The following is a 22,239-nucleotide window of genomic DNA, read 5'->3' as shown; positions in this document are numbered from 1 at the left end:
CGGAGGAGCAGGAGCGAAGAGCCGCGGACTGCGGTTCCCCGCGGATGCGTCGTGCGAGCGAATGGATCGATCTCCTCGTACGGCACCAGGTCGCAGCTGACTGACGTTGTGCTACCAGCCGTCGCCGGTGCAGGACGAGCGGGCGAACTGGTGCTGAGGGTGATCAGTCGGCTGCTCGGTCAGCCCGGGCTTTTGGTGGTAAGCGCGAGTCTGACCAGGACGGGGGTGGGCTTCTGGGTGTTGCCGGAGGCATCGGTCAATAGCCATCCCTCGGCCCGACCGGCGCCGGTGCGCTTCAGGGTGAGGTCGGTGGCCCGGTTGGCAGTGAAGGTCAGGAGTTCAGTCCAGGCCGGTGCTTTTCGGAGGTCGAGGGACTGGAGACTTTCGTCGAGGGAGTTGCGGATGCTGGCCACGAGGATGATGTGTTCGTCTGGGCCGGTGGCCGCGCGAGGGTTGGGCACGGCGGAGGCGATCCAGTCCTCCTCGCTGCTGGACGGGCTCTTGCTGACGTCGATAGCGGTGCTGTGCCCGGTGCCGCTGAGAAAGTGCCGCTCGTCGCCGAGGTGGACGGCCCGCATGCCGTTGGGGAACGGGATGTCGTAACGAGTCTCGTCGCCGGGCCGTTCGCCGATACGGCTTATGGTGACCGATCCGCCGACCAGTCCCCCGACCTGGTTGTAGACCCACAAGGTGCCGTCCCGCCCGGCTTCTAGGGTGGCGTAGCCACCGAAGCCGCCAGCCACGGGCTGAAGGTCGCGGGTCTCAGGGTGCCAGCGTACGAGCGCGCCGCGGCACAGCGAGGTCACTGAGCCGTCAATGCCGCGGACGGCCCGGTCTTCGGTGCCGGGCAGAGCCAAGGCCCACTTGGTCGCGCCGGTCGTTGTGTGCAGTTCAACCACGCCGGCATTGGTCGTGATCAGGAGCCGGTTGCGGGGAGCGGCGCTGATTCCACTCGGGTGTTGGTCGGACTGCCAGACTCCAGTGAACTCCACACTGGCGTCCACACCTTCGGTACTGGTCTTGACGATCGGCCAGGGCGGCGAGACGGATGTTGCCCGCGCAAGCGCTGGAACGCTCGGTTCGGCGTGCCGGGGGAGGAGGATGTCGGCCAGGGAAACCAACCGGTTGCCGGAAGCGGCGGTCTCGGCGTAGAGCCGGTGGAGCAACTCTTCCGGACCCATCAGACCGCACAGGGCGGCCTCGATGTGGGAGCTGTCCATCAGAAGTAGCTCGTTGTGTCGGTTGATCCACTCCAGCGCATTCGAGTTGCAGCCCGTGGCGGACAGGACGATGGCGCGAGTACCCGGCGGACGGGTGGAGGGCCGCTCGGAGAGCTTGGTCAGAGGGTCCGCGCTGAGCGGGTCGGCTTTCCGCTTGGCCTCAAGGGTGTAGTTGTAGCCGATCGTAAAGAAGACATCCGTCTCGTCCCTGCCGTTCACCCCGATCACGCTGGCCCGGGCCTCGTATCCCCACGCCTTGAGGACCTCGGCGATCAGTGTGTTAAACGCCTGCCCCCGCTTTTGGGGAGTCAGGCCGTGCTTCTCATCTGCACCCGTCGACTCTCCAAATGAGATGGCGCGGCCGGCGCGGTCACCAGAGGCTCAGTGGGCGGCCTTCCCGCGATTACCGCCTGGACCCGCGCGGCGATCTCGGCTTCGGGTTCGCCATCGGCCAGGCCGGCGCGGATAGCGGCGCCGATCGCGCGGGATCGTCCGGCGGGGCTGCGGAGGTCCGAGGGCGGGCTTCCCGGGTCGCGCCGCCGGGCCACCCGCTCCGCCCGGTTCTCTGCCGCCGTGACCAGCCGCAGGTGCGGCGGTCGCTGGCAGGAGTGGTTGTTGCATCTTCCAGAGCTCCGCACTCTCATGAGAGCGCCTTGCCTTCAAGCATCGATGGTGCACGATCTCTCGGAGCCCCTACAAGGCGCCAAGATCGACCGTGACAGGGAATGGTGCAGTGGCCTTCACCGTGCCGGTGAACATCTCGCCGTCCCGGTAGGCCTTGGTCGCGGGGTCGAGGACGTAGGTGTAGACGATCGGGACGCCGGTGGCGGCCTGCTCGATGCGCCAGTAGAAGGGGATGCCGGCCTTGGCGTACTGGTCGACCTTCACGATCCGGTCAGTGGTTTCCGAACCGGGTGACACGACCTCGACGACCAGAAGTACGTGCTCGGGGCGGGTGGGGGTGAGGTCGATGGTCTCCGCCCGGTAGACGATGACGTCCGGGCGGCGGTTGGTGAGTGGAACGTCCTGCAGGCGGACGTCGAAGTCCGTGTCAGCGTTCCAGTCCGGGCCCGCGGCGGCGTCCAGGGCATTGGCCAGGACCCGAGCCAGCCGGTTGTGCCGCTTGGAGGCGCTCGGGCTCACGACGACCATCCCGTCCACGATCTCGATGCCGGCGCACTGCTCCTCGGACCAGGAGTCGTACTCCTCCGCGCTGATCTGCGAATGCATCCACGCGGGCGCCACCATCTCGGCGGTCATCGTGTACCTCCTTCGAGGAGCCTCGGCAGGTCCGGTTCTGCTGCGCCCAGCCTACTGTTCCGAGGTGCCGGGTCGCCCGAAATCGGAAGGGGGAGGAGTCGCCCGCCACGTGATGGCGCACAAGCGTAAATCGGCCAAGCGGGGCGGGCTCGTCCGGGATTCACCGGCCGCACCAGGTGCTGTGAGAGGCTGGATCTCATGAACCGGTTGGCTGGTATGACCTCGCCGTATCTGCTTCAGCACGCCGACAATCCGGTCGACTGGTGGCCGTGGGGACCCGAGGCGTTCGCGGAGGCGAAACGGCGTGATGTACCCGTACTGTTGTCGGTCGGGTACTCGGCGTGTCACTGGTGTCACGTCATGGCGCACGAGTCCTTCGAGGACGAGGCGACGGCCGCGTTCATGAACGAGAAGTTCGTGAACATCAAGGTGGACCGCGAGGAGCGGCCCGATGTCGACGCCGTCTACATGGAGGCCGTGCAGGCCGCGACGGGGCAGGGCGGCTGGCCCATGACCGTCTTCCTCACCGCCGACGCCGAGCCCTTCTACTTCGGCACGTACTTCCCGCCCGAGCCGCGGCACGGCATGCCGTCCTTCGCTCAGGTCCTGGACGGCGTGCACCGGGCGTGGACGGACCGGCGCGGCGAGGTCGCCGAGGTCGCCGGCAAGATCGTGCGCGAGCTGGGGGAGCGGCAGCTCACCCACGGCTCCGGCGAGAAGCCCGGCGAGGACGAGCTGGCGCAGGCGCTGCTCGGCCTGACCCGCGACTACGACGCCTCGCACGGCGGCTTCGGCGGCGCGCCCAAGTTCCCGCCGTCCATGGTGATCGAGTTCCTGCTGCGGCACTATGCCCGCACCGGCTCCGAGGGCGCCCTCCAGATGGCCGCCGAGACCTGCGAGCGGATGGCGCGCGGCGGCATCTACGACCAGCTCGGCGGCGGCTTCGCCCGCTACTCCGTCGACAGCGAGTGGGTCGTGCCGCACTTCGAGAAGATGCTGTACGACAACGCCCTGCTCTGCCGGGCGTACGCCCATCTGTGGCGCGCCACCGGCTCGGACCTCGCCCGCCGCGTCGCCCTGGAGACCGCCGACTTCATGGTCCGCGAACTGCGCACCAACGAAGGCGGGTTCGCCTCCGCGCTCGACGCCGACAGCGAGGACCCGGCCACCGGCAAGCACGTCGAGGGCGCGTACTACGTATGGACGCCCGAGCAGCTCCGGGAGGTCCTCGGGGACGCCGACGCCGAACTGGCGATGTCCTGCTACGGCGTCACCCGCGAGGGCACCTTCGAGGAAGGCGCCTCCGTCCTCCAACTCCCGCTGCGGGAAGGGCCCGTGGCGGACGCCGCGCGGCTCGCCTCGATCCGTGAGCGGCTGCTGGCGGCCCGCGACCGGCGCCCCGCGCCCGGCCGGGACGACAAGGTGGTCGCCGCCTGGAACGGCCTGGCCGTCGCCGCGCTCGCCGAGGTCGGCGCGTACTTCGACCGGCCCGACCTGATCGCGGCGGCCGTCGGCGCGGGCGATCTCCTCGTACGTCTGCACATGGACCCCCGCGCGCGGCTCGCCCGCACCTCGAAGGACGGCAGGGCCGGCGCCAACGCGGGTGTCCTGGAGGACTACGCCGATGTCGCCGAGGGCTTCCTCGCGCTGGCGTCCGTGACGGGGGAGGGGGTGTGGCTGGAGTTCGCCGGGTTCCTGCTCGACCACGTCCTCACCCGGTTCGTGGACCCGGAGAGCGGCGCGCTGTACGACACGGCGCAGGACGCCGAGCGGCTCATCCGGCGCCCGCAGGACCCCACCGACAACGCCGCGCCCTCCGGGTGGACGGCGGCGGCCGGCGCGCTCCTGTCGTACGCGGCGCACACCGGCGCCGCACCGCACCGCACGGCGGCGGAGCGCGCCCTCGGCGTCGTCAAGGCGCTCGGGCCCCGCGTGCCCCGGTTCATCGGACACGGCCTCGCGGTCGCCGAGGCGGCGCTCTCCGGGCCCCTCGAAGTGGCCGTGGTGGACGACGTCCTCGGGGACCTGCACCGCACGGCACTGCTCGGGGCCGCGCCCGGCGCGGTCGTCGCGGCGGGCCCGGAGGGCTCCGAGGAGCTGCCGCTGCTCGCGGGCCGGGGCCTGATCGGCGGGCTGCCCGCCGCGTACGTCTGCCGGGGCTTCGTCTGTGACGCCCCGACGACGGACGCGGCCGCGCTGGCCGGTCTGCTCTCCTGAGGCCCACCCCGGTCCGTCTCCGAACGGCCTGCCTGACCCGTCTCCGAACGCCTGCCCGGTCCGTCTCCTGAGGCCCACCCGACCCGCCTCCTGAGGCGGACCCGGCCGGGGTCCCGCGAACGCGTGCGGGGTCCGCCCAAACGCGTGTGGCTCCCCCGGTCACACTTTCTCCTCGCGCTCCGTCAGTGCAGTGAAAGCACCACAGCAACCCGAGGGAGACGGCGATGGAAACGCGTTCGATCACGGCGGAGATCCCGATGGCGCCGAGGATGTCCGATGACCCGGCGGCCCTCGTGCCCGAGCTGGCGGAGGTGTCGGCGGCGCTGTTCAAGGTCGTCGGCAACGGCTCGCTGCCGCGTCCGACGATCAGCCTGGTGCAGCTGCGTGCCGGGCAGATCCTCGGCAGCACCTACCTGACCGTGCTGCACACGGGCTTCCTGAACAAGATGGGGGAGACGCAGGAGCGGATCACGTCGGTGGCCTCCTGGCAGGACTCGCCGTACTTCACCGGCCCCGAGCGGGCCGCGCTGGCGCTGGTGGAGGCGGTGCTCCAGCCGGCCACGCAGGGCGAGCGGGTCCCCGACGAGCTGTACGCGCAGGCGGCCGAGCACTACGAGCCCAAGGCGCTCGCCACGCTGATGTTCGCCATCGGCCAGGTCAACTTCTTCGCCGCCGTGGCGCTCATCGCCAAGCCGGTGCCGGGCCGGTCGTTCACCGACCCGTGGAAGTGAGCCCGGCATGAGGTGAGGGCCCCGCCGGCATGGGGTGAGGGCCCCGCCGCCATGAGGGGAGGGCTCCGCAGCCCCAGGTGAGGGCCCCGCCGGCCTCAGGCGAGGGCTTGGGCTCCGCCGAACTCCTCCATGGCCCCCGCCACGATCGCCTCCAGCCGGTCGTGGTGGGCGCCCCGCCAGTACACGCGGGAGCACTCACCGCACTGGGCGAAGACGTCGTACGTCCCCCGGGTGCCGCCTTCGAGGACGTCCGCGACCTCCTCCTTGGTGGCCGCCCGGAGCGTGCCGTTGCAGGCCGTGCACCGCGTCCAGGGCCGCAGTCGAGGCGCGAACCTGCCGAGCACGTCCCGGAGTTGCTCCTCCGGGCGGTCGCTGTAGACGTACGCTCCGGCCCACAGCTCGCGGCGCCGCAGCAGGCCCCGGTCGCGGCTCAGCAAAACGCGCCGCTCGGCCGCCGAGCGCGCGGCGAGGGCCGGGTCGCCGATGTCCGTGCTCTCGTACGCCGCGTCGACGCCGAGGAGCCGCAAGCGCCGCGCCAGCGTGCCGAGATGCACGTCGAGGAGGAACCGCAGGGGAGCGCCCGGTACGGGTTGGGGGCGGCGTACCGCGCGGACGCGGACGCTCTCGCCGGCCGCCGGGATGTGTCCGGCGGCGACCTCGCGCCCGTCCACGACGAGCGCGCCGACCTCGGTGAGGGGGACGCCGAGGGACTCGACCACGTGCCCGAGCGTGGACGCACCGTCCGTAACAGCCCTCGTGGGACCGCCCCTTCGCTCCTGCGGGACGAAAACGCCCAGCTCAGGGGCGAAACCTACGAGGATCTCCGGACCGTTCATAGGGTCAGGATGGCACGGCGCCCCGGCCCGCCACCGGGGATTTTCAGGCGCCGTCCGGCTGCGACCGTCCGGCTGCGACCGACCCGGCTGCGACCGGCCGCGACTGGTCCGGCGTCCGGGAGCACACGGCCGGGCACGAAAAAGTGGCCCCGGACAAAGAGCCGGGGCCACTGGGCGTGTGCGGTGGGGCGGGGGTCAGCCGTGTCGGTAGGCCACCAGGGAGATGCCGATGTAGTGGACGGCGAAGGCGGCCAGCGTCAGCGAGTGGAAGACCTCGTGGAAGCCGAAGTAGCGGGGGGAGGGGTTGGGGCGCTTGATGCCGTAGATCACGCCGCCCGCGCTGTAGAGCAGTCCGCCGACGACCACCAGGACGAGCACGGCGACGCCGCCCGTGTGCATGAAGTCGGGCAGGAAGAAGACGGCGGCCCAGCCCATCGCGATGTAGCACGGCGTGTACAGCCAGCGCGGGGCGCCGACCCAGAACACGCGGAAGGCGATGCCCGCGACGGCCGCGCCCCAGATGCCCCACAGGAGCCACCGCCCCTTCGCGCCGGGGAGCAGCAGCATCGTCAGCGGGGTGTAGGTGCCCGCGATGATCAGGAAGATGTTGGAGTGGTCCAGCCTGCGCAGGACGCCGTCCGCCCGCGGACTCCAGTTCCCCCGGTGGTACAGCGCGCTCACGCCGAAGAGCAGACAGGCGGTCAGGGCGAAGACGCCGCAGGCGATCCGGCCGCGGGTGGTGTCCGCGAGGGCGGTCAGCACCAGGCCGGCGACGACCACCGCGGGGAACATGCCGGCGTGCAACCAGCCGCGCATCTTCGGCTTGACGGGCAGCGGCATGTCCTGCGGGGACGGGACGAGGGAGGGGGCGCCCTCGGGTTCCGGAATCGGTTCGGAGGCGGAGGCGGTCATGGTCCGCATCGTACCTACGGCCCCGTAAGTCGGTCATCAGCCAGTGGCGGACCCCACTCCGCCCCCGCCCCGCCCGCCCCGGGCGCCCCGCACCAAAACGGACGGAACCCCGCCCTCGTACCCGAAGCCGTACAAGTGGCGAGCCTCACGCCGCTCAGGTGTGAGGCCCTCTGGACAGATGCGCGGACGCGTCGGATGATCAAATGAGTGCGGTCGGCACCGGATGAGCGCCAAAGGAAGTACACGTGAAGCGTCCGGGTCGCAGCCCCCACGGGGCATACATCCCAAAAACCCCTCGATTAGGAGCAATCGTGGCGCGCGACATCGCGGCTCCCAGCACCGTCCCGACCAACACCGTCCCGACCCGTCACAAGGAGCTCGCCTCCTGGGTCGACGAGATCGCCGAACTGACGCAGCCGGACAGGGTGGTCTGGTGTGACGGCTCCGAGGCCGAGTACGAGCGCCTGTGCGAGGAGCTCGTCGCCAAGGGGACGTTCAAGAAGCTCGACCCGACTCTGCGCCCGAACTCCTACTACGCGGCCTCCGACCCGACCGACGTCGCGCGCGTCGAGGACCGCACCTTCATCTGCTCCGAGAAGGAGGAGGACGCGGGCCCGACCAACCACTGGAAGGCCCCCGCCGAGATGCGGGAGATCTTCCGCGGCACCGACGGCAAGGGCGGTGTCTTCCGCGGCTCCATGAAGGGCCGCACGATGTACGTCGTGCCCTTCTGCATGGGCCCGGTCGGCTCGCCGCTGTCCGCGATCGGCGTCGAGATCACCGACTCCGCGTACGTCGCCGTCTCCATGCGCACCATGACCCGGATGGGCCAGGCCGTCCTGGACGAGCTGGGCGAGGACGGCTTCTTCGTCAAGGCCGTCCACACCCTCGGCGCCCCGCTGGCCGAGGGCGAGGCCGACGTGCCCTGGCCCTGCAACTCCACGAAGTACATCTCGCACTTCCCCGAGGACCGCGAGATCTGGTCCTACGGCTCGGGCTACGGCGGCAACGCCCTGCTCGGCAAGAAGTGCTACGCCCTGCGCATCGCCTCCGTCATGGCGCGCGACGAGGGCTGGCTGGCCGAGCACATGCTGATCCTGAAGCTGACGCCCCCGCGGGGCGAGAGCAAGTACGTCGCCGCCGCCTTCCCCTCCGCCTGCGGCAAGACGAACCTCGCCATGCTGGAGCCGACGATCTCCGGCTGGACCGTCGAGACGATCGGCGACGACATCGCCTGGATGCGCTTCGGCGAGGACGGTCGCCTGTACGCGATCAACCCCGAGGCCGGCTTCTTCGGCGTCGCGCCCGGCACCGGCGAGCACACCAACGCCAACGCCATGAAGACGCTGTGGGGCAACTCCGTCTTCACGAACGTCGCGCTCACCGACGACGGCGACGTCTGGTGGGAGGGCATGACGGAGGAGACCCCCGCCCACCTCACCGACTGGAAGGGCAACGACTGGACCCCGGACTCCGGCGTCCCGGCCGCCCACCCCAACGCCCGCTTCACCACCCCCGCCTCCCAGTGCCCGATCATCGCGCCCGAGTGGGAGGACCCCAAGGGCGTGCCGATCTCGGCGATCCTCTTCGGCGGCCGCCGCGCGAGCGCGGTCCCGCTGGTCACCGAGTCCTTCGACTGGCAGCACGGCGTCTTCCTCGGCGCGAACGTCGCCTCCGAGAAGACCGCCGCCGCCGAGGGCAAGGTCGGCGAGCTGCGCCGCGACCCCTTCGCCATGCTGCCCTTCTGCGGCTACAACATGGGCGACTACATGGCCCACTGGGTCGACGTGGCCAAGGACAAGGACCAGGCGAAGCTCCCCAAGATCTACTACGTGAACTGGTTCCGCAAGGACGACAAGGGCCGCTTCGTGTGGCCGGGCTTCGGTGAGAACTCCCGCGTCCTGAAGTGGATCGTGGAGCGCCTCGACGGCCGCGCCGAGGGCGTCGAGACCCCCATCGGCATCCTCCCGACGGTCGACTCGCTCGACACCGAGGGCCTGGACCTGCCCGCGTCCGACCTGGAGTTCCTGCTCACGGTCGACAAGGAGGTCTGGCGCGAAGAGGCCGCGCTGGTCCCCGAGCACCTCAACACCTTCGGCGACCACACGCCGCAGGAACTGTGGGACGAGTACCGCGCGCTCGTGCAGCGCCTCGGCTGACGCTCCAGCGCCACGGAAAGGGCCCCGCACAACGGCGTGCGGGGCCCTCCCGTATGCGTGGGCACGCGTCCTTGTGCGGAGGCACGCGTCCTTCACGCTTTCGGCACACGGCCCTCACCTGCGCGGTCCCCGCGTGCTTCAATGACGAGGCTCATCGGCGGGGCCAAGGGCACCCCCAGTGCCGTCGCCACCGCTGGTGGCACCCGGTCCGCGGCCTCACCGGCCGCGGACCGGGGCCGTTTCAGGGGGTGCCGACCAGGCGCGCGGCGTCCGCGTGGGCGTCCATGCGCTCGGCGGCCAGGATCGCCGCCGCGGTGTCGGCGCGGGAAGCCGCCACGACCAGGGCGCGGCCCGCGAGGGCGTGGGCGCGCTGGTGCAGGGCGGCGAGCGGGGTCAGGGGGCGGCTCCCGCGCGCCGAGCCGTGGGCCCGGCCGGCGGCGACGGAGGTCCGCACCGGCTGCGCGCCGCGGCGCAGCCGCGCCACCTCGCGCGCCAGCCGCTCGGCGGCGGCGTCCAGCTCGGCGGCCGGCGCCAGGGCGCGCAGCTCGTCGGTGGCGGCGAGGAGCGCCGCGAGGTGCCCGGCGAGCTGGATGTCCAGCTCCTCCTCGCGGGAGCGGTGGGGGAAGCTCGCGTCGTCGGCCGTCGAATGGACCGACTTGGTGCGGATCGGCTCGTACACGGGATGGCCTCCAAGCGGGTTGCTTGACACCATCCTAGCTTGGATTCTGTCTAAAGTTATGCCTGCCCCAGGTGGCGTACGCCTCAGGGCTGGCTGTAGCCGTCCAGGAAGTTCCCGATCCGCCGGACGGCCTCCGCGAGGTCCGTCGCCGTCGGCAGGGTGACGACACGGAAGTGATCCGGTTCCGGCCAGTTGAAGCCCGTACCGTGGACGACCATGATCTTCTCAGCCCGCAGCAGGTCCAGGACCAGCTGCCGGTCGTCCTTGATCTTGAACACCTTCGGGTCGAGCCGCGGGAAGAGGTACAGCGATCCCTTGGGCTTCACGCAGCTCACCCCGGGAATCTGCGTGAGCAGGTCGTACGCCGTGTCCCGCTGCTCCAGGAGCCGCCCGCCCGGCAGCACCAGGTCGTTGATCGTCTGGCGTCCGGCGAGCGCCGCCACGACGCCGTGCTGACCCGGCATGTTCGCGCACAGGCGCATGTTGGCGAGGATCGTCAGGCCCTCGATGTACGAGGAGGCGTGCGCCTTCGGCCCCGAGACCGCCATCCAGCCGACGCGGTAGCCCGCCACCCGGTACGCCTTCGACATGCCGTTGAAGGTGAGGGTCAGCAGGTCCGGCGCGACGGCGGCGGTCGGCGTGTGCGTCGCCCCGTCGTAGAGGATCTTGTCGTAGATCTCGTCCGAGCAGACCAGCAGATTGTGTCGGCGCGCGATGTCGGTGAGGCCGCGCAGCATCTCGTCGCTGTAGACGGCGCCGGTCGGGTTGTTCGGGTTGATGATGACGAGCGCCTTGGTGCGGTCGGTCACCTTGCGCTCGATGTCGGCGAGGTCCGGCATCCAGTCGGCCTGCTCGTCGCACCGGTAGTGCACGGCGGTGCCGCCGGACAGCGAGACGGCCGCGGTCCACAGGGGGTAGTCCGGCGCCGGTACGAGGACCTCGTCACCGTCGTCGAGCAGGCCCTGCATGGCCATCACGATCAGCTCGGAGACGCCGTTGCCGATGAAGACGTGCTCGACGTCGGTCTCGATGCCGAGCGTCTGGTTGTGCATGACGACCGCGCGGCGGGCCGCCAGGAGCCCCTTCGCGTCGCCGTAGCCGTGCGCGGTGCCGACGTTGCGGAGGATGTCCTCCAGGATCTCGGGCGGGCACTCGAAGCCGAAGGCGGCGGGGTTGCCGGTGTTCAGCTTGAGGATGCGGTGGCCCGCCGCTTCCAGCCGCATGGCCTCCTCGAGCACGGGGCCCCGGATCTCGTAACAGACATTGGCGAGCTTCGTCGACTGGATGACCTGCATGGCGGCGAGCTTACGGGGTGTTCCGGCGGGCGGCGGAGCGGATTTCGCCTCCCGCCCGGCGGGCGCGGGCCCCGGAGGCGGTCTTGTCCCGCGAGTTCCCCTGGCCCAACAATGCGCATGACAACTCTGCCATCGGAGGGGACCCCCACATGAAGAAGCCTCTCGTCGGCGCCTGCTCCGCCGTGCTGCTCCTGGGAGCGACGGCGGCGCCCGCGGCGGCCGTCAGCGAGGAACGCCCCGTCCAGCCGGCGGTCAAGGCCGTCGGCTTCGCCGGGACCGTGGCGCTCAGCAACTGCTCCGGCTCCGTCGTCCGCGTACCCGCCTCGCAGCCCGGCGACCCCGCGCTCGTCATGTCCAACGGCCACTGCCTGGAGACCGGCTTCCCCGGGGCCGGCGAGGTCGTCGTCGACCAGCCCTCCTCGCGCACCTTCACGCTCCTGAACGCCACGGGCGGCAACCTCGGCAAGGTCAGGGCGAGCAAGATCGCGTACGGCACGATGACCGACACGGACGTCTCGCTCTACCAGCTGACCAGCACCTACCGCGACATCGAGAGCAGGTACGGGATCAAGGCGCTGGAGCTGAGCGCGGCGCGCCCCGAGCGGGGCCGGGCGATCACCATCGCCTCCGGCTACTGGAAGAAGACCTACAGCTGCGCCGTCGACGGCTTCGCGTACCGCCTCAAGGAGGGGGAGTGGACCTGGAAGGACTCCCTGCGCTACACCTCCGCCTGCCGGACGATCGGCGGGACCTCGGGCTCCCCGGTGATCGATGACGCGACCGGCAAGGTCGTCGCCGTCCACAACACCGGCAACGACGACGGCGGCCGGTGCACGGACAACAACCCCTGCGAGGTCGACGAGAGCGGCCGGGTCACCGTGCGCCAAGGCGTCAACTACGGCCAGCAGACCTACACGATCGTGCCGTGCGTCGGCGCCGGCAACAAGATCGACCTGAACCGTCCCGGCTGCACTCTGCCCAAGTAGCGGGGCCCCCGGGCGGCCGGGCAGGGAAGCGAACGCGAGGGCGGGTGCCGTCCGAGCCCCCTGTCCGGGGCCCGGGCGGCACCCGCCCCTCAGATGCTCAGGCCGCCGCCACGAGCTCGGCCCGGCCGAACAGCAGGGCGTAGCCCGGCGGCAGCAGGCTCAGCAGGCGGTCGACGAGCGAGCTGTCGACCGCCCGCGCCAGGGCGGTGAGGACGGAGCTGACGTCCCATCGGGCGGTGGCCGGCGTGGCGCCCTCCAGGCGCTGCGCCACGCTCTCGACGAACTCCGCGGCCGTGAGCTGTCGGGCCACGGGAACCTGGTCGGCGATCACCTTCGCCGCCTCGGCCGGCAACTGCCCCGCCAGTTCCACGCGTTCGTCCCCGACGACGTGGCCGCCGAGGGCGGCCAGGACGGTGCGCGTCACGCGCTCGGCCTGCGCGGCGGTGGGGTACTGGCCGCATTCCCGGACCGCCTCGATGAGTTCGCTCCATCTCATCGTGCCGTTCTCCTCCGTTTCATCTGGTCGATCGGCCGCGCTCCCCGCGTGGCCGCGGCTGCTCGCGCGAGGGAGTCAGCCGCTGATCTGCCGGCGACCGCTGTCGCCACCACTGATCTGGATCTTGCGCGGCTTCGCCTGCTCGGCCACCGGGATGCGCAGAGTCAGCACGCCCGCGTCGTACGAGGCGTCGATGCGCTCGGTGTCCAGGGTGTCGCCGAGGAACAGCTGGCGGGAGAAGCTGCCGGTGGGGCGCTCGGCCGCGATCATCTCCACGCCCTCGCGGGCGGGGGAGCGGCGCTCGGCGCGCACGTTCAGCACGTGGCGTTCCACGTCCAGGTCGATCGACTCCGGGTCGACGCCCGGCAGGTCGAAGTGGACCACGAACTCGTCGCCCTCGCGGTAGGCGTCCATCTGCATTCCGGCCGGACGCGTGCTGTTGAAGACCTGCTGGGTGAGGCGGTCCAACTCGCGGAACGGGTCGGTGCGCATGAGCATCACGGGTCACTCCCTTCCTCAGGTACTGGGTGCGATGCCCTACGTTTTTCTATATAGCCCAAGGAAGGAAAATTGACAAGGTGGGACTCAGGTCCGGGGCGGGAGCTCTCGCGGGAGCCGGCCCCGGACCCGAGTCCGGGCGGTCAGTGGTCCGAGTAGCTGAGGTCTCCCACCGTCCAGGCGCTCACGTCCTGGAGGGCGATGCGGTACATGCCCCCGGTCTCCGGCAGGCCGAGGGTGCCCTGGAGGATCCGGGCCAGATGGAAGTGCAGATGGGTGGGCGGCGCGGTCTCCCGCGCCGGGGCGGCGGGCGCCTCGTCGGCCTCGCTCTCGAACGCGGCGGCGAACGGGCGCAGCTGGTCGGAGTCCTTGAGGACTTCGGCGACGCGCCGCCGCCACAGGGCTTCGGGGGCCAGCCGTCCGGTGATGACGGCGCCGGCCGCGACCACGGTGAGGGACATCTGATTGCTGCGCTCGGACTCGACCAGGGAGGCGATGTCGACGAGCAGTTCGTCAGGCTTCGACATGACTGATGAGCCTACCGAGGCGAACGGGCGCGTGGGTGCCCGGATACCTCCCCCTCCGCTCCCGAAAATCTGTCGCGGCTGCGGTAGACATGCGCAACCGACGTGGCTAGAGTTCTTCGTGTAGTCACAGACGTTCGACACAGGACGTTCCAGCAGTACCGAGTACCAGCAGTTCCAGCAGTACGAGAGGAGTGGGACGCCATCAGGATCGCCTGGGCGGAGTCCGATCTCGCCCGGGTACCGCAGGCCCCGGATTGGAAGGTGGTCCCCGGTCAAGCAACCGCGATCCCCGCATCCCCGCCCCGCCGGGCGGCCGTGCGGATACAGAGAGCCGGCACACACGGCCGGTAGATGGTGTTGAAACCCCTCGGGGCCTGGTGTCGTACGGCACCAGGCCCCTCGACGCGTTCCAGAAAAGGTGCAGATGCCCCCAGAGACCCATCAGCAAGGTCCCGACCGGTTCGACGACGACGACTACCCGGCCTACACCATGGGCCGGGCCGCCGAGATGATCGGCGCCACGCCGGGCTTCCTCCGGGCGGTCGGTGACGCCCGCCTGATCACCCCGCTGCGCTCCGAGGGCGGCCACCGCCGCTACTCCCGCTACCAGCTGCGCGTCGCCGCGCGCGCCCGGGAGCTCGTCGACCAGGGCACGCCGATCGAGGCGGCCTGCCGCATCGTCATCCTGGAGGACCAGCTGGAGGAGGCCCTGCGCCTCAACGAGCAGCTGCGCCACTCCGAGTCCCAGGGGGCCAACTCGTCCTGAGGAAGCCCGCCATGGGCACGGGTCTCGCGCCGACGCCACCGGATATCTACGGCGGCAAATGCAGAATTTCGCGTGATGCGCGATGAGGGTTTATCCGCCGACCGGCTGAGCGCTATAGAAACTTCTGCACGAGCGGCGAGAGCGTGCTACTGTCGTTATCAGTTGCAGTTGTGGTTCCCAAGAGACTTCAAGTGCTCAGTCGGCGTTATGTGTCGGCGGGGCACTTTGTATTGCCGGTTGTTTCCGGACGGGGAAATCATTGCGGCGACGCGGAGTTCGCACAGTGTGGATTCCACGGGCACTGCCCCGAAGGAGATATGACATGGCTACTGGCACCGTGAAGTGGTTCAACGCGGAAAAGGGCTTCGGCTTCATCGAGCAGGACGGCGGCGGCGCCGACGTCTTCGCTCACTACTCGAACATCGCCACCCAGGGCTTCCGTGAGCTCCAGGAGGGCCAGAAGGTGAACTTCGACGTCACGCAGGGCCAGAAGGGCCCGCAGGCCGAGAACATCGTTCCCGCCTGACGCTGACGCGCACTTCGTAGCTGGGGCCCGCACCTTGGGTGCGGGCCCCAGCTCGTTCTGTTTCCGGGGAGAGCACTCCCCGATGACCTGATGCGACACCCCGGTGGTTCTGCCCGGAGCGTGTCCCTCTTTCTTTCTTGACCGGCCGCTCCCGGAATAAATCCGGCGGCCGGAATTATGTTTAATCCCCCCGGCCGTTCCTGCAATTCTCGACGCTGTTCCGCGTCGTGAGAATTCCTCGATACGCGCCGCATCGAGGAAGGTTCTTCATGAACCGCTCAAGTCGCACGAACAGCCGATACGCGGGCGGCGCCCGACCCGCGTCCGCCGGCCGGTCCTACTCCAGGGGCGGCGGCTCCTCCCGGCGCCCCGCCGCGCTCCAGGGAGAGTTCGCCCTCCCGGTCACCGTCACCCCCGCGCTGCCCCCCGTCGAGGACTTCGGCGCGCTCGGGCTGCCGGACACGGTGGTGCAGACCCTCACCCGGCTGGGTGTCACCGCGCCGTTCCCGATCCAGGCGGCCACGCTGCCCAACTCCCTCGCGGGCCGTGACGTCCTCGGCCGCGGGCGCACCGGTTCCGGCAAGACCCTCGCGTTCGGCCTCGCCGTGCTCGCCCGCACCGCGGGTCAGCGCGCCGAGCCGCGCCGCCCGCTCGCCCTGATCCTCGTGCCCACCCGGGAACTGGCCCAGCAGGTGACCGACGCGCTCACCCCGTACGCCAAGGCGGTGCGGCTGCGGCTGGCCACCGTCGTCGGCGGCATGTCGATCGGCAGGCAGGCCGGTGCCCTGCGCGCCGGTGCCGAGGTCGTCGTCGCGACCCCCGGCCGGCTCAAGGACCTCATCGAGCGCCGCGACTGCCAGCTCGACCAGGTCGCCGTCACCGTCCTGGACGAGGCCGACCAGATGGCCGACATGGGCTTCCTGCCCCAGGTCACCGAGCTGCTCGACCAGGTGCGCCCCGGCGGTCAGCGGATGCTGTTCTCCGCCACCCTGGACCGCAACGTCGACCTCCTGGTCCGCCGCTACCTGAGCGACCCGGTCGTCCACTCGGTCGACCCGTCGGCGGGCGCCGTCACCACGATGGAGCACCACGTGCTGCACATCCACGGCGCCGACAAGTACGCCGCGACGACCGAGATCGCCGCGCGCGACGGGCGGGTCATCCTGTTCCTCGACACCAAGCACGCCGTCGACCGGCTCACCACCCACCTGCTCAACAGCGGGGTGCGGGCGGCGGCGCTGCACGGCGGCAAGTCCCAGCCGCAGCGCACGCGGACGCTCGCCCAGTTCAAGTCCGGCCAGGTCACCGCGCTCGTCGCCACGAACGTCGCGGCGCGCGGCATCCACGTCGACGACCTCGACCTCGTCGTCAACGTCGACCCGCCGGCCGACCACAAGGACTACCTGCACCGCGGCGGCCGCACCGCCCGCGCCGGTGGTTCCGGCAGCGTCGTCACCCTGGTCACCTCGGCGCAGCGGCGCGACATGAGCCGGCTGATGGCCGCGGCGGGCATCACCCCGCAGACCGCGCAGGTGCGCTCCGGCGAGGCCGAGCTGACCCGCATCACCGGCGCCCGGACCCCCTCGGGCGTCCCCGTGACCATCGCCGCCCCGCCGAGGGAGAGCTCCGGACGCCCGGGCTCCCCCTCCCGTGGCCGGCGCCCGCGCGACGGGCGTGCCCGCCGCGCCTACGCCTCCCGTTCGGGTGGCGCCGCGCAGGGCCCCTCGCAGAGCAAGGCCGCCTGACACCGGCGGTCACCGCCCCGTCCGGCTCTCTCCCCACCCTCTCCCTCTGTGAGGCACCCATGCGCTGTGTCATCGCCCGTTTCCCCTTCGACCTCTTCAAGAGTGAGGTCGAGCAGACCATGAAGGGCGTCAAGCCCGAGCCCGTCACCGGTGAGTCCGTGATCATCGGGCGCCGTCACTACCCCGTCAAGCAGGTGGGGGAGGCGATCACCCGGCAGGACCGGCGCGACTTCTCCGCGCAGGAGGTCACCCGGGCGCTGAGCGGCCTCGGCTTCACCTGCCGCCCCGCGCCCGCGCCCGTCGTGCCCGAGCCCGTCGTGTCGGAGACCTGGCCCACGTCCGTGGTGTAGACCGCCCGCGGTCAGGGTGTCCGGCGTACGGCGCGACCCGCGAGGGTGGCCGTGCGCCGGCCGTCCCGCATGACGAACCTGCCGTCGATCAACACGTGCGGGATGCCGGTCGGGAGCGTGCGCGGTGCCGCGAAAGTGGAGCCCGCCGCGACCGTCTCCGGGTCGAAGAGCACCAGGTCGGCCCGGTACCCCTCGCGGACCAGGCCCCGGTCGGGCAGGCGCAGTCGGGCGGCGGGCCGCGCGGTGAGGTGGGCGACCGTCTCTTCGAGCGACATGACGCCCAACTCCCGCGCGTAGCGCCCGAGATACCGCGGGAACGTGCCGTACGCACGCGGGTGCGGCTTGACGCCCCGCAGGATGCCGTCGCTGCCGCCCGTGTGGACGCGATGCCGCATGATCGCTCGTACGTTCTCCTCGTGGCCGACGTGCTGGAGGATGGTCGAGCCCAGCCTGTCGTCGATCAGCAGGCGCCGCGCGGTCGCCCAAGGGGCCTCGCCCCGCGCGTCGGCGAGGCTCCGGACCGTCTTGCCGACGCAGGAGGCGAGCGCCGGGTCGTTGACCCCGGATATCTCGATCGTGTCCCACTCGACGGGCACCCCGTGGCAGCCGTCGGCGCCCACGACCTCCATGTGGTGGCGGATCCTCTCGGCGGTCGCGCCGTCCCGCAGCCGGGCGAGGATCGCGTCGGGCCCGCCTTCCCCCGCCCAGCTGGGCAGCAGCGCGACGAGCGTGGTGCAGCCGGGGGTGTAGGGATACGTGTCCAGGGTGATGTCCGCCCCCTGCGCGAGGGCCTCGTCCAGGAGGGCGAGCAGATCGGGCGCCTTGCCCTTGTTCACGCCGAAGTTCATGGTGGCGTGCGCGAGGTGGAGCGGGCAGCGCGCGGTGCGGGCGAGGGTCACCATCTCCTCGTACGCCTGGAGGGCGCCCGCGCCGTAACTGCGGTGATGGGGGCAGTAGTAGCCCTTGTGGGCGGCCACCACCCGGCACAGCTCGGTCAGTTCGGAGTCGTCGGCGTACATGCCGGGCGTGTACGTGAGCCCCGACGACATGCCCACGGCGCCCTGGCGCATCCCCTCGGCGACGAGCTGCCGCATCCGGTCCAGCTCGGCGGGGGTCGCGGGGCGGTCGTCCCAACCCAGCGCGTACATCCGGACGGTGCCCTGCGGGACGAGGTACGCGGCGTTCACCGCGATGCCGTCCCCGCCGTGCGCGGTGTCGAGCGCGTCGAGGTAGCCGCCGACGGTGCGCCACGTGAAGTCGATGTCGCCGCCGTCGCCGTTCCAGCCGGTGATGGCGCGGCGGACCCCGGCGAGCGTGCGGTCGTCGACGGGGGCGTAGCTCAGGCCGTCCTGGCCGATGACCTCCAGCGTGACGCCCTGGGCGGCCTTCGCGGTGTGCGCGGGGTCCCGGAGCAGGGCGAGATCGCTGTGGGCGTGCATGTCGATGAAGCCGGGCGCCAGCGCGAGGCCCTGGGCGTCCAGGGTCCGGCGCGCCGTCGGGCGGGGGCCGGGGCCGTCCCCCTCCTCGCGGATCTCGGCGATCCTGCCCTCGTGTACGCCGATGTCGGCGCGGTACGAGGCACCGCCGGTGCCGTCGATGACGCGTACGTCCCGGATCACCAGGTCCATGGGGTGTCTCTCTCTCGTCCGCGCGGCGTCCGCGAGGTGCCTGTGAGGTGCCTGCGCGGTGCCTGTGAGGTGTCCGGGGGCCCCGGCGTCGGCTCAGAAGAACGTGCGGACGTAGTCCACGACCGTCCCCCCGTCGGTCACCACCGGAATCAGCTGCCACTTGTCGAAGGCCGTGCACGGGTGCGAGAGCCCGAGGCCCACCCAGTCGCCCACGGCGAGGTCGGCCTCCGGGGAGGTCCGCAGCCAGCCGTGCTGGTCGGACAGGCCCGTGACCGTGATGCCGGTCGCGGGGCGCTCCACGCCGTCCCGGCGCACGACCCGCGCCGAGGGCAGATCGAGGTCGTACGCCGCGTCCCGCTTGCCCGCGTTGATGAACGCCTGCTCGACCGAGGGCCGCGACACCACCTGCGCCCAGAGCCGGAACGCCGGCTCGAGACCGCCCTCGTCGGGGACGCGGTTGAACGGCGTCAGCCGCTGGTAGTGGCCGTCGTCGTGGGAGACGTACGCGCCCGAGCGCAGCAACTTCAGGACCGGCGCGGACAGTTCCGGGATCTCGGCGAACACCGAGGCCACCGCGTCGAACCAGGCGCTGCCGCCGGCGCTGACCACGACCTCCGGCAGGTCGGTGAACCGCCCCGCCGCGTCCAGCTCGACGAGCAGGCCGACGAGCCGCCGCAGCCAGGCCGTGACCCGTTCCGTGGAGGGCTGCGGCACCTCGCCCTCGTAGCCGGCGACGCCGACGAGACGCAGCGTGTCCGCGCCCGCGACGGCGTTCGCGATCTCCAGGCACTCGGCCTCGGTCCGCACGCCGGTGCGCGCCTCGTCGCCCGCCGCCAGTTCGAGCACGACGTCCACGGGCCGGGTCGCGCCCGCCTCGCTCAGGGCGGCGTGCATCAGTTCCACACCGCGTACGGAGTCGACGTAGCAGAGGAAGCGGAAGGAGGGATCGGCGTCCAGTTCGCCCGCGAGGCGGCGCAGTGCCGCCGCGTCGACCAGTTCGTTCGCGAGGAAGATGCGCGAGATGCCGAACGCCCGTGCCACGTGCACCTGGTGGGGCACGGCCAGGGTGATGCCCCACGCGCCGTGCTCGATCTGCCGGGCGAACAGCTGCGGGGCCATCGACGTCTTGCCGTGCGGCGCGAAGGCGAGGCCGTGCCGCTTCGCGTACGTCTCCATGAGCGCGAGGTTGTGCTCCAGGCGCTCGGCCGACAGGGCGAGGACGGGGGTGGTGAAGCCGCCGGTGAACAGGTTCCGGCGCTCGGCCGCCAGCTCGCCGACGGTGCGGCCCGCCGCGTCCGGGGGAAGCCCCTTGAAGCGGTGGTCGACCCGCTCGTCCGCGAGCGCGGCCAGCGGATCGACGGGACGTCCGACGGTGTGGTCGGCGGCGTGGTCGGCGGCCATGGGCGCCTCCTCCAGAGGTGCGTTGCAGCATGTGCAACGTTCATTGCGTATGTCGCGTACTGCTGTCTAACATCCGAGCCAACGCCGGGTCAACGGGTCCGGGGAGCCGGTTGAGGAGCTGGAGAACGTGACCGCACAGGCAGCCGCGAAGGCGTCCGCACCGTCGGCCGTGGACGTCGTGGCGCTCGGCGAGTCCATGGTCACCTTCCTGCCCGCGCGCCCGGGCCGCCTCGCCGACGTGCCCTCCTTCGACCGCGGGATCGGCGGCGCCGAGTCCAACGTCCTGTGCGCCCTCGCCGCGGCCGGGCACACCACCCGCTGGGTCAGCCGCGTCGGCGCCGACGGCTTCGGCGACCACCTCGTGGCGGCCGTCGCCCGCTACGGCGTCGACACCTCCGCCGTCGGCCGCGACCCGCACCGCCCCACCGGCGTCTACTTCCGCACCGCCGACGACCGCGACTGCGACACCCACGAGGTCGTCTACTACCGCGCGGGCTCGGCCGCCTCCGCCATGGCGCGGGGCTCCGTCGACGAGGGCGCGCTCGCCTCGGGCCGCGTGCTGCACCTGACGGGCATCACGCCCGCCCTCTCCGCCGACTGCCTCGACCTGGTGCGCCACCTGTGCGCCCGGCGCGCGGACCGGGCCCCGCTCGTCTCCTTCGACGTCAACCACCGTCCCGGGCTGTGGCGGAACCGTTCCGGCGCCGGAGCGGACGTCCTCCTCGGCCTCGCCCGGGGTGCGGATCTCGTCTTCGTCGGCGAGGACGAGGCCGCGGCCGCCTGGGGCATCACCGGCGGCCCCGAGGCCCTGCGCGCCGCCCTGCCCGAACCCGCCACCCTGGTCGTCAAACAGGGCGGGCGCGGAGCCACCCTCTTCCGGCACGGCGAGGAGCCCGTCTTCCAGGCCGCCCCGCGCGTGGACGTCGTCGCGTCCGTCGGCGCCGGTGACGCCTTCGCCGCCGGCTTCCTCTCCGCCACCCTGCGCTGCCTGGGCGCCGCCCGGCGGCTGCGGCACGGCCACCTGATGGCCGCCGCCGCCCTCACCGTCCCCGGCGACCTCGCCCGGCCCTGCGCCCGCGCACACGCCGACCGCCTCGCCGCCCTCGACGACGCCGCCTGGGAGACACTGCGACTCGGACCCGGCTGGACGGCGAACGCGCCGGAGGAGACCGGCGGCGCCGCTCCGGAGGAGACCGGCGGCGCCGCTCCGGAGGAGCCCGGGGCCGAGGAGGAGGTACGTACCCCATGAGCCAGACCGTCGACCGCGCGCTGTCGATCCTGCCGCTGCTCGCCGAGGGCCCCGCCGACCTCGGCCAGGTCGCCGACCGGCTCGGCGTCCACAAGTCCACGGCGCTGCGGCTGCTGCGCACCCTCCACGAACACGGCCTGGTCTTCCGCCAGTCCGACCAGCGCTACCGCCTCGGCGCGCGCCTGTTCGCCCTCGCCCAGGAGGCCGTCGAGAACCTCGACGTACGCGAGATCGCCCACCCCCACCTCCTCGCCCTCAACGAGAAGTGCGGTCACACGGTCCACCTCGCCGTCCACGAGGACGGCGAGGTCCTCTACATCGACAAGGTCGAGAGCCGCTACCCGGTGCGGATGTACTCCCGTATCGGCAAACCGGTGGCCATCACGGTCGCCGCCGTCGCCAAGCTCCTGCTCGCCGACTTCCCCGAGGCCGAGCGCCGCGCCCTCGCGGAGAAGCTCGACTACCCCACCTACACGTCCCGTTCGACACCCAACGCCGGCGCGTTCCTGCGCGAGCTGGACAAGGTGCGCGAACAGGGCTGGGCCACCGACCTCGGTGGCCACGAGGAGTCCATCAACTGCGTCGGGGCCCCCATCCACGGCGCGGACGGCCGCGTCGTCGCCGCCATGTCGGTCTCCGCGCCGAACGTCGTCGTCACCGCCGAGGAACTCCTCGCCCTGCTCCCGCTGGTGCGCCGCACGGCGGACGCCATCAGCCGGGAGTACTCCGGCAAGTCACCCCTGAAGGAAGCCTGAACG

At 71.5% G+C, this 22,239-nt stretch carries 21 protein-coding genes; 10 read left to right on the top strand and 11 right to left on the bottom strand.

The window, feature by feature from the left end; translation table 11 throughout:
- Positions 1–179: 179 nt before the first annotated feature.
- Both ABZ385_RS17225 and ABZ385_RS17220 read right to left on the bottom strand, forming a co-directional pair.
- A complete protein-coding gene (locus ABZ385_RS17225; protein WP_358912099.1) occupies positions 180–1,532 on the bottom strand; it encodes a restriction endonuclease in 1,353 nt (450 codons plus the stop codon).
- A 381-nt stretch (positions 1,533–1,913) separates the two neighbouring features.
- Positions 1,914–2,480 carry a Uma2 family endonuclease gene (locus tag ABZ385_RS17220; protein WP_358912003.1) on the bottom strand — a complete coding sequence of 189 codons (567 nt, stop codon included), beginning with the start codon at positions 2,478–2,480 and terminating at the stop codon, positions 1,914–1,916.
- Between the two features lie 198 nt (positions 2,481–2,678).
- Between ABZ385_RS17220 and ABZ385_RS17215 the strand changes: the two genes are divergently transcribed.
- Both ABZ385_RS17215 and ABZ385_RS17210 read left to right on the top strand, forming a co-directional pair.
- Positions 2,679–4,697, top strand: coding sequence for a thioredoxin domain-containing protein (locus tag ABZ385_RS17215; protein ID WP_358912002.1), 2,019 nt, complete (start codon positions 2,679–2,681; stop codon positions 4,695–4,697).
- A 224-nt stretch (positions 4,698–4,921) separates the two neighbouring features.
- On the top strand, positions 4,922–5,428 hold the full coding sequence (locus tag ABZ385_RS17210) for a carboxymuconolactone decarboxylase family protein (RefSeq protein WP_358587853.1): 507 nt from the start codon (positions 4,922–4,924) through the stop codon (positions 5,426–5,428).
- A gap of 95 nt (positions 5,429–5,523) precedes the next feature.
- Here the strand turns inward: ABZ385_RS17210 and ABZ385_RS17205 are convergent, their stop codons facing one another.
- Positions 5,524–6,264, bottom strand: a complete 741-nt coding sequence (locus ABZ385_RS17205; RefSeq protein ID WP_358912000.1) for a Mut7-C RNAse domain-containing protein — start codon at positions 6,262–6,264, stop codon at positions 5,524–5,526.
- Positions 6,265–6,459: 195 nt separating this feature from the next.
- On the bottom strand, positions 6,460–7,104 hold the full coding sequence (locus tag ABZ385_RS17200) for a hemolysin III family protein (RefSeq protein WP_358912097.1): 645 nt from the start codon (positions 7,102–7,104) through the stop codon (positions 6,460–6,462).
- A 383-nt stretch (positions 7,105–7,487) separates the two neighbouring features.
- On the opposite strand from ABZ385_RS17200, the gene ABZ385_RS17195 reads away from it, so the two are divergent.
- Positions 7,488–9,335: a phosphoenolpyruvate carboxykinase (GTP) gene (locus ABZ385_RS17195; RefSeq protein WP_358911998.1), complete on the top strand. Its 1,848-nt coding sequence runs from the start codon at positions 7,488–7,490 to the stop codon at positions 9,333–9,335.
- 241 nt (positions 9,336–9,576) lie between these two features.
- Here the strand turns inward: ABZ385_RS17195 and ABZ385_RS17190 are convergent, their stop codons facing one another.
- On the bottom strand, positions 9,577–10,014 hold the full coding sequence (locus ABZ385_RS17190; RefSeq protein ID WP_358911996.1) for a hypothetical protein: 438 nt from the start codon (positions 10,012–10,014) through the stop codon (positions 9,577–9,579).
- Positions 10,015–10,097: 83 nt separating this feature from the next.
- On the bottom strand, positions 10,098–11,309 hold the full coding sequence (locus ABZ385_RS17185; RefSeq protein WP_358581956.1) for a pyridoxal phosphate-dependent aminotransferase: 1,212 nt from the start codon (positions 11,307–11,309) through the stop codon (positions 10,098–10,100).
- 149 nt (positions 11,310–11,458) lie between these two features.
- Here ABZ385_RS17185 and ABZ385_RS17180 point away from each other — a divergent pair, with 149 nt between their 5' ends.
- A complete protein-coding gene (locus ABZ385_RS17180) occupies positions 11,459–12,295 on the top strand; it encodes a serine protease (protein ID WP_358581954.1) in 837 nt (278 codons plus the stop codon).
- Positions 12,296–12,392: 97 nt separating this feature from the next.
- On the opposite strand, the gene ABZ385_RS17175 is transcribed toward ABZ385_RS17180, so the two are convergent.
- The 3 genes from ABZ385_RS17175 to ABZ385_RS17165 form a co-directional block, all read right to left on the bottom strand.
- Positions 12,393–12,791: a DUF2267 domain-containing protein gene (locus ABZ385_RS17175; protein ID WP_358581951.1), complete on the bottom strand. Its 399-nt coding sequence runs from the start codon at positions 12,789–12,791 to the stop codon at positions 12,393–12,395.
- Positions 12,792–12,866: 75 nt separating this feature from the next.
- Positions 12,867–13,289, bottom strand: a complete 423-nt coding sequence (locus tag ABZ385_RS17170; protein ID WP_358581948.1) for an Hsp20/alpha crystallin family protein — start codon at positions 13,287–13,289, stop codon at positions 12,867–12,869.
- Positions 13,290–13,432: 143 nt separating this feature from the next.
- A complete protein-coding gene (locus ABZ385_RS17165; RefSeq protein ID WP_358581946.1) occupies positions 13,433–13,816 on the bottom strand; it encodes a hypothetical protein in 384 nt (127 codons plus the stop codon).
- 424 nt (positions 13,817–14,240) lie between these two features.
- Here ABZ385_RS17165 and ABZ385_RS17160 point away from each other — a divergent pair, with 424 nt between their 5' ends.
- The 4 genes from ABZ385_RS17160 to ABZ385_RS17145 all read left to right on the top strand — a co-directional run bounded on the left by ABZ385_RS17160 (position 14,241) and on the right by ABZ385_RS17145 (position 17,203).
- On the top strand, positions 14,241–14,582 hold the full coding sequence (locus tag ABZ385_RS17160) for a MerR family transcriptional regulator (protein ID WP_358581943.1): 342 nt from the start codon (positions 14,241–14,243) through the stop codon (positions 14,580–14,582).
- A gap of 322 nt (positions 14,583–14,904) precedes the next feature.
- Positions 14,905–15,108, top strand: a complete 204-nt coding sequence (locus tag ABZ385_RS17155; RefSeq protein WP_046930152.1) for a cold-shock protein — start codon at positions 14,905–14,907, stop codon at positions 15,106–15,108.
- A 269-nt stretch (positions 15,109–15,377) separates the two neighbouring features.
- Positions 15,378–16,853, top strand: a complete 1,476-nt coding sequence (locus ABZ385_RS17150; protein ID WP_358581940.1) for a DEAD/DEAH box helicase — start codon at positions 15,378–15,380, stop codon at positions 16,851–16,853.
- Between the two features lie 59 nt (positions 16,854–16,912).
- Positions 16,913–17,203 carry an SCO5918 family protein gene (locus ABZ385_RS17145; protein ID WP_358581938.1) on the top strand — a complete coding sequence of 97 codons (291 nt, stop codon included), beginning with the start codon at positions 16,913–16,915 and terminating at the stop codon, positions 17,201–17,203.
- 11 nt (positions 17,204–17,214) lie between these two features.
- Here the strand turns inward: ABZ385_RS17145 and ABZ385_RS17140 are convergent, their stop codons facing one another.
- Positions 17,215–18,831 carry a D-aminoacylase gene (locus ABZ385_RS17140; RefSeq protein WP_358581936.1) on the bottom strand — a complete coding sequence of 539 codons (1,617 nt, stop codon included), beginning with the start codon at positions 18,829–18,831 and terminating at the stop codon, positions 17,215–17,217.
- A 93-nt stretch (positions 18,832–18,924) separates the two neighbouring features.
- Positions 18,925–20,232: an amino acid deaminase gene (locus tag ABZ385_RS17135; RefSeq protein WP_358581934.1), complete on the bottom strand. Its 1,308-nt coding sequence runs from the start codon at positions 20,230–20,232 to the stop codon at positions 18,925–18,927.
- 127 nt (positions 20,233–20,359) lie between these two features.
- On the opposite strand from ABZ385_RS17135, the gene ABZ385_RS17130 reads away from it, so the two are divergent.
- Positions 20,360–21,481 (top strand): sugar kinase, encoded by a 1,122-nt coding sequence (locus tag ABZ385_RS17130; RefSeq protein WP_358911994.1) that lies wholly within the window; start codon positions 20,360–20,362, stop codon positions 21,479–21,481.
- Positions 21,478–22,236, top strand: coding sequence for an IclR family transcriptional regulator (locus ABZ385_RS17125; RefSeq protein ID WP_358581929.1), 759 nt, complete (start codon positions 21,478–21,480; stop codon positions 22,234–22,236). Before ABZ385_RS17130 ends, ABZ385_RS17125 begins: the two co-directional genes overlap by 4 nt.
- Positions 22,237–22,239: the final 3 nt, after the last annotated feature.

Origin of the sequence: Streptomyces sp. NPDC005898 (assembly GCF_040629635.1) — a bacterium.
Classification (GTDB): Bacteria; Actinomycetota; Actinomycetes; order Streptomycetales; family Streptomycetaceae; genus Streptomyces.
Note: the sequence above shows the minus strand (reverse complement) of the source record. Positions and strands in the feature narration are given on the sequence as shown.

Coding starts and splice junctions, on each gene's coding strand:
- ABZ385_RS17220 (WP_358912003.1), bottom strand. CDS start 2,480: ATGACCGCCGAGATGGTGGCGCCCGCGTGGATGCATTCGCAGATCAGC.
- ABZ385_RS17215 (WP_358912002.1), top strand. CDS start 2,679: ATGAACCGGTTGGCTGGTATGACCTCGCCGTATCTGCTTCAGCACGCC.
- ABZ385_RS17210 (WP_358587853.1), top strand. CDS start 4,922: ATGGAAACGCGTTCGATCACGGCGGAGATCCCGATGGCGCCGAGGATG.
- ABZ385_RS17205 (WP_358912000.1), bottom strand. CDS start 6,264: ATGAACGGTCCGGAGATCCTCGTAGGTTTCGCCCCTGAGCTGGGCGTT.
- ABZ385_RS17200 (WP_358912097.1), bottom strand. CDS start 7,104: ATGCCGCTGCCCGTCAAGCCGAAGATGCGCGGCTGGTTGCACGCCGGC.
- ABZ385_RS17185 (WP_358581956.1), bottom strand. CDS start 11,309: ATGCAGGTCATCCAGTCGACGAAGCTCGCCAATGTCTGTTACGAGATC.
- ABZ385_RS17180 (WP_358581954.1), top strand. CDS start 11,459: ATGAAGAAGCCTCTCGTCGGCGCCTGCTCCGCCGTGCTGCTCCTGGGA.
- ABZ385_RS17175 (WP_358581951.1), bottom strand. CDS start 12,791: ATGAGATGGAGCGAACTCATCGAGGCGGTCCGGGAATGCGGCCAGTAC.
- ABZ385_RS17170 (WP_358581948.1), bottom strand. CDS start 13,289: ATGCTCATGCGCACCGACCCGTTCCGCGAGTTGGACCGCCTCACCCAG.
- ABZ385_RS17165 (WP_358581946.1), bottom strand. CDS start 13,816: ATGTCGAAGCCTGACGAACTGCTCGTCGACATCGCCTCCCTGGTCGAG.
- ABZ385_RS17160 (WP_358581943.1), top strand. CDS start 14,241: ATGCCCCCAGAGACCCATCAGCAAGGTCCCGACCGGTTCGACGACGAC.
- ABZ385_RS17155 (WP_046930152.1), top strand. CDS start 14,905: ATGGCTACTGGCACCGTGAAGTGGTTCAACGCGGAAAAGGGCTTCGGC.
- ABZ385_RS17150 (WP_358581940.1), top strand. CDS start 15,378: ATGAACCGCTCAAGTCGCACGAACAGCCGATACGCGGGCGGCGCCCGA.
- ABZ385_RS17145 (WP_358581938.1), top strand. CDS start 16,913: ATGCGCTGTGTCATCGCCCGTTTCCCCTTCGACCTCTTCAAGAGTGAG.
- ABZ385_RS17140 (WP_358581936.1), bottom strand. CDS start 18,831: ATGGACCTGGTGATCCGGGACGTACGCGTCATCGACGGCACCGGCGGT.
- ABZ385_RS17135 (WP_358581934.1), bottom strand. CDS start 20,232: ATGGCCGCCGACCACGCCGCCGACCACACCGTCGGACGTCCCGTCGAT.
- ABZ385_RS17125 (WP_358581929.1), top strand. CDS start 21,478: ATGAGCCAGACCGTCGACCGCGCGCTGTCGATCCTGCCGCTGCTCGCC.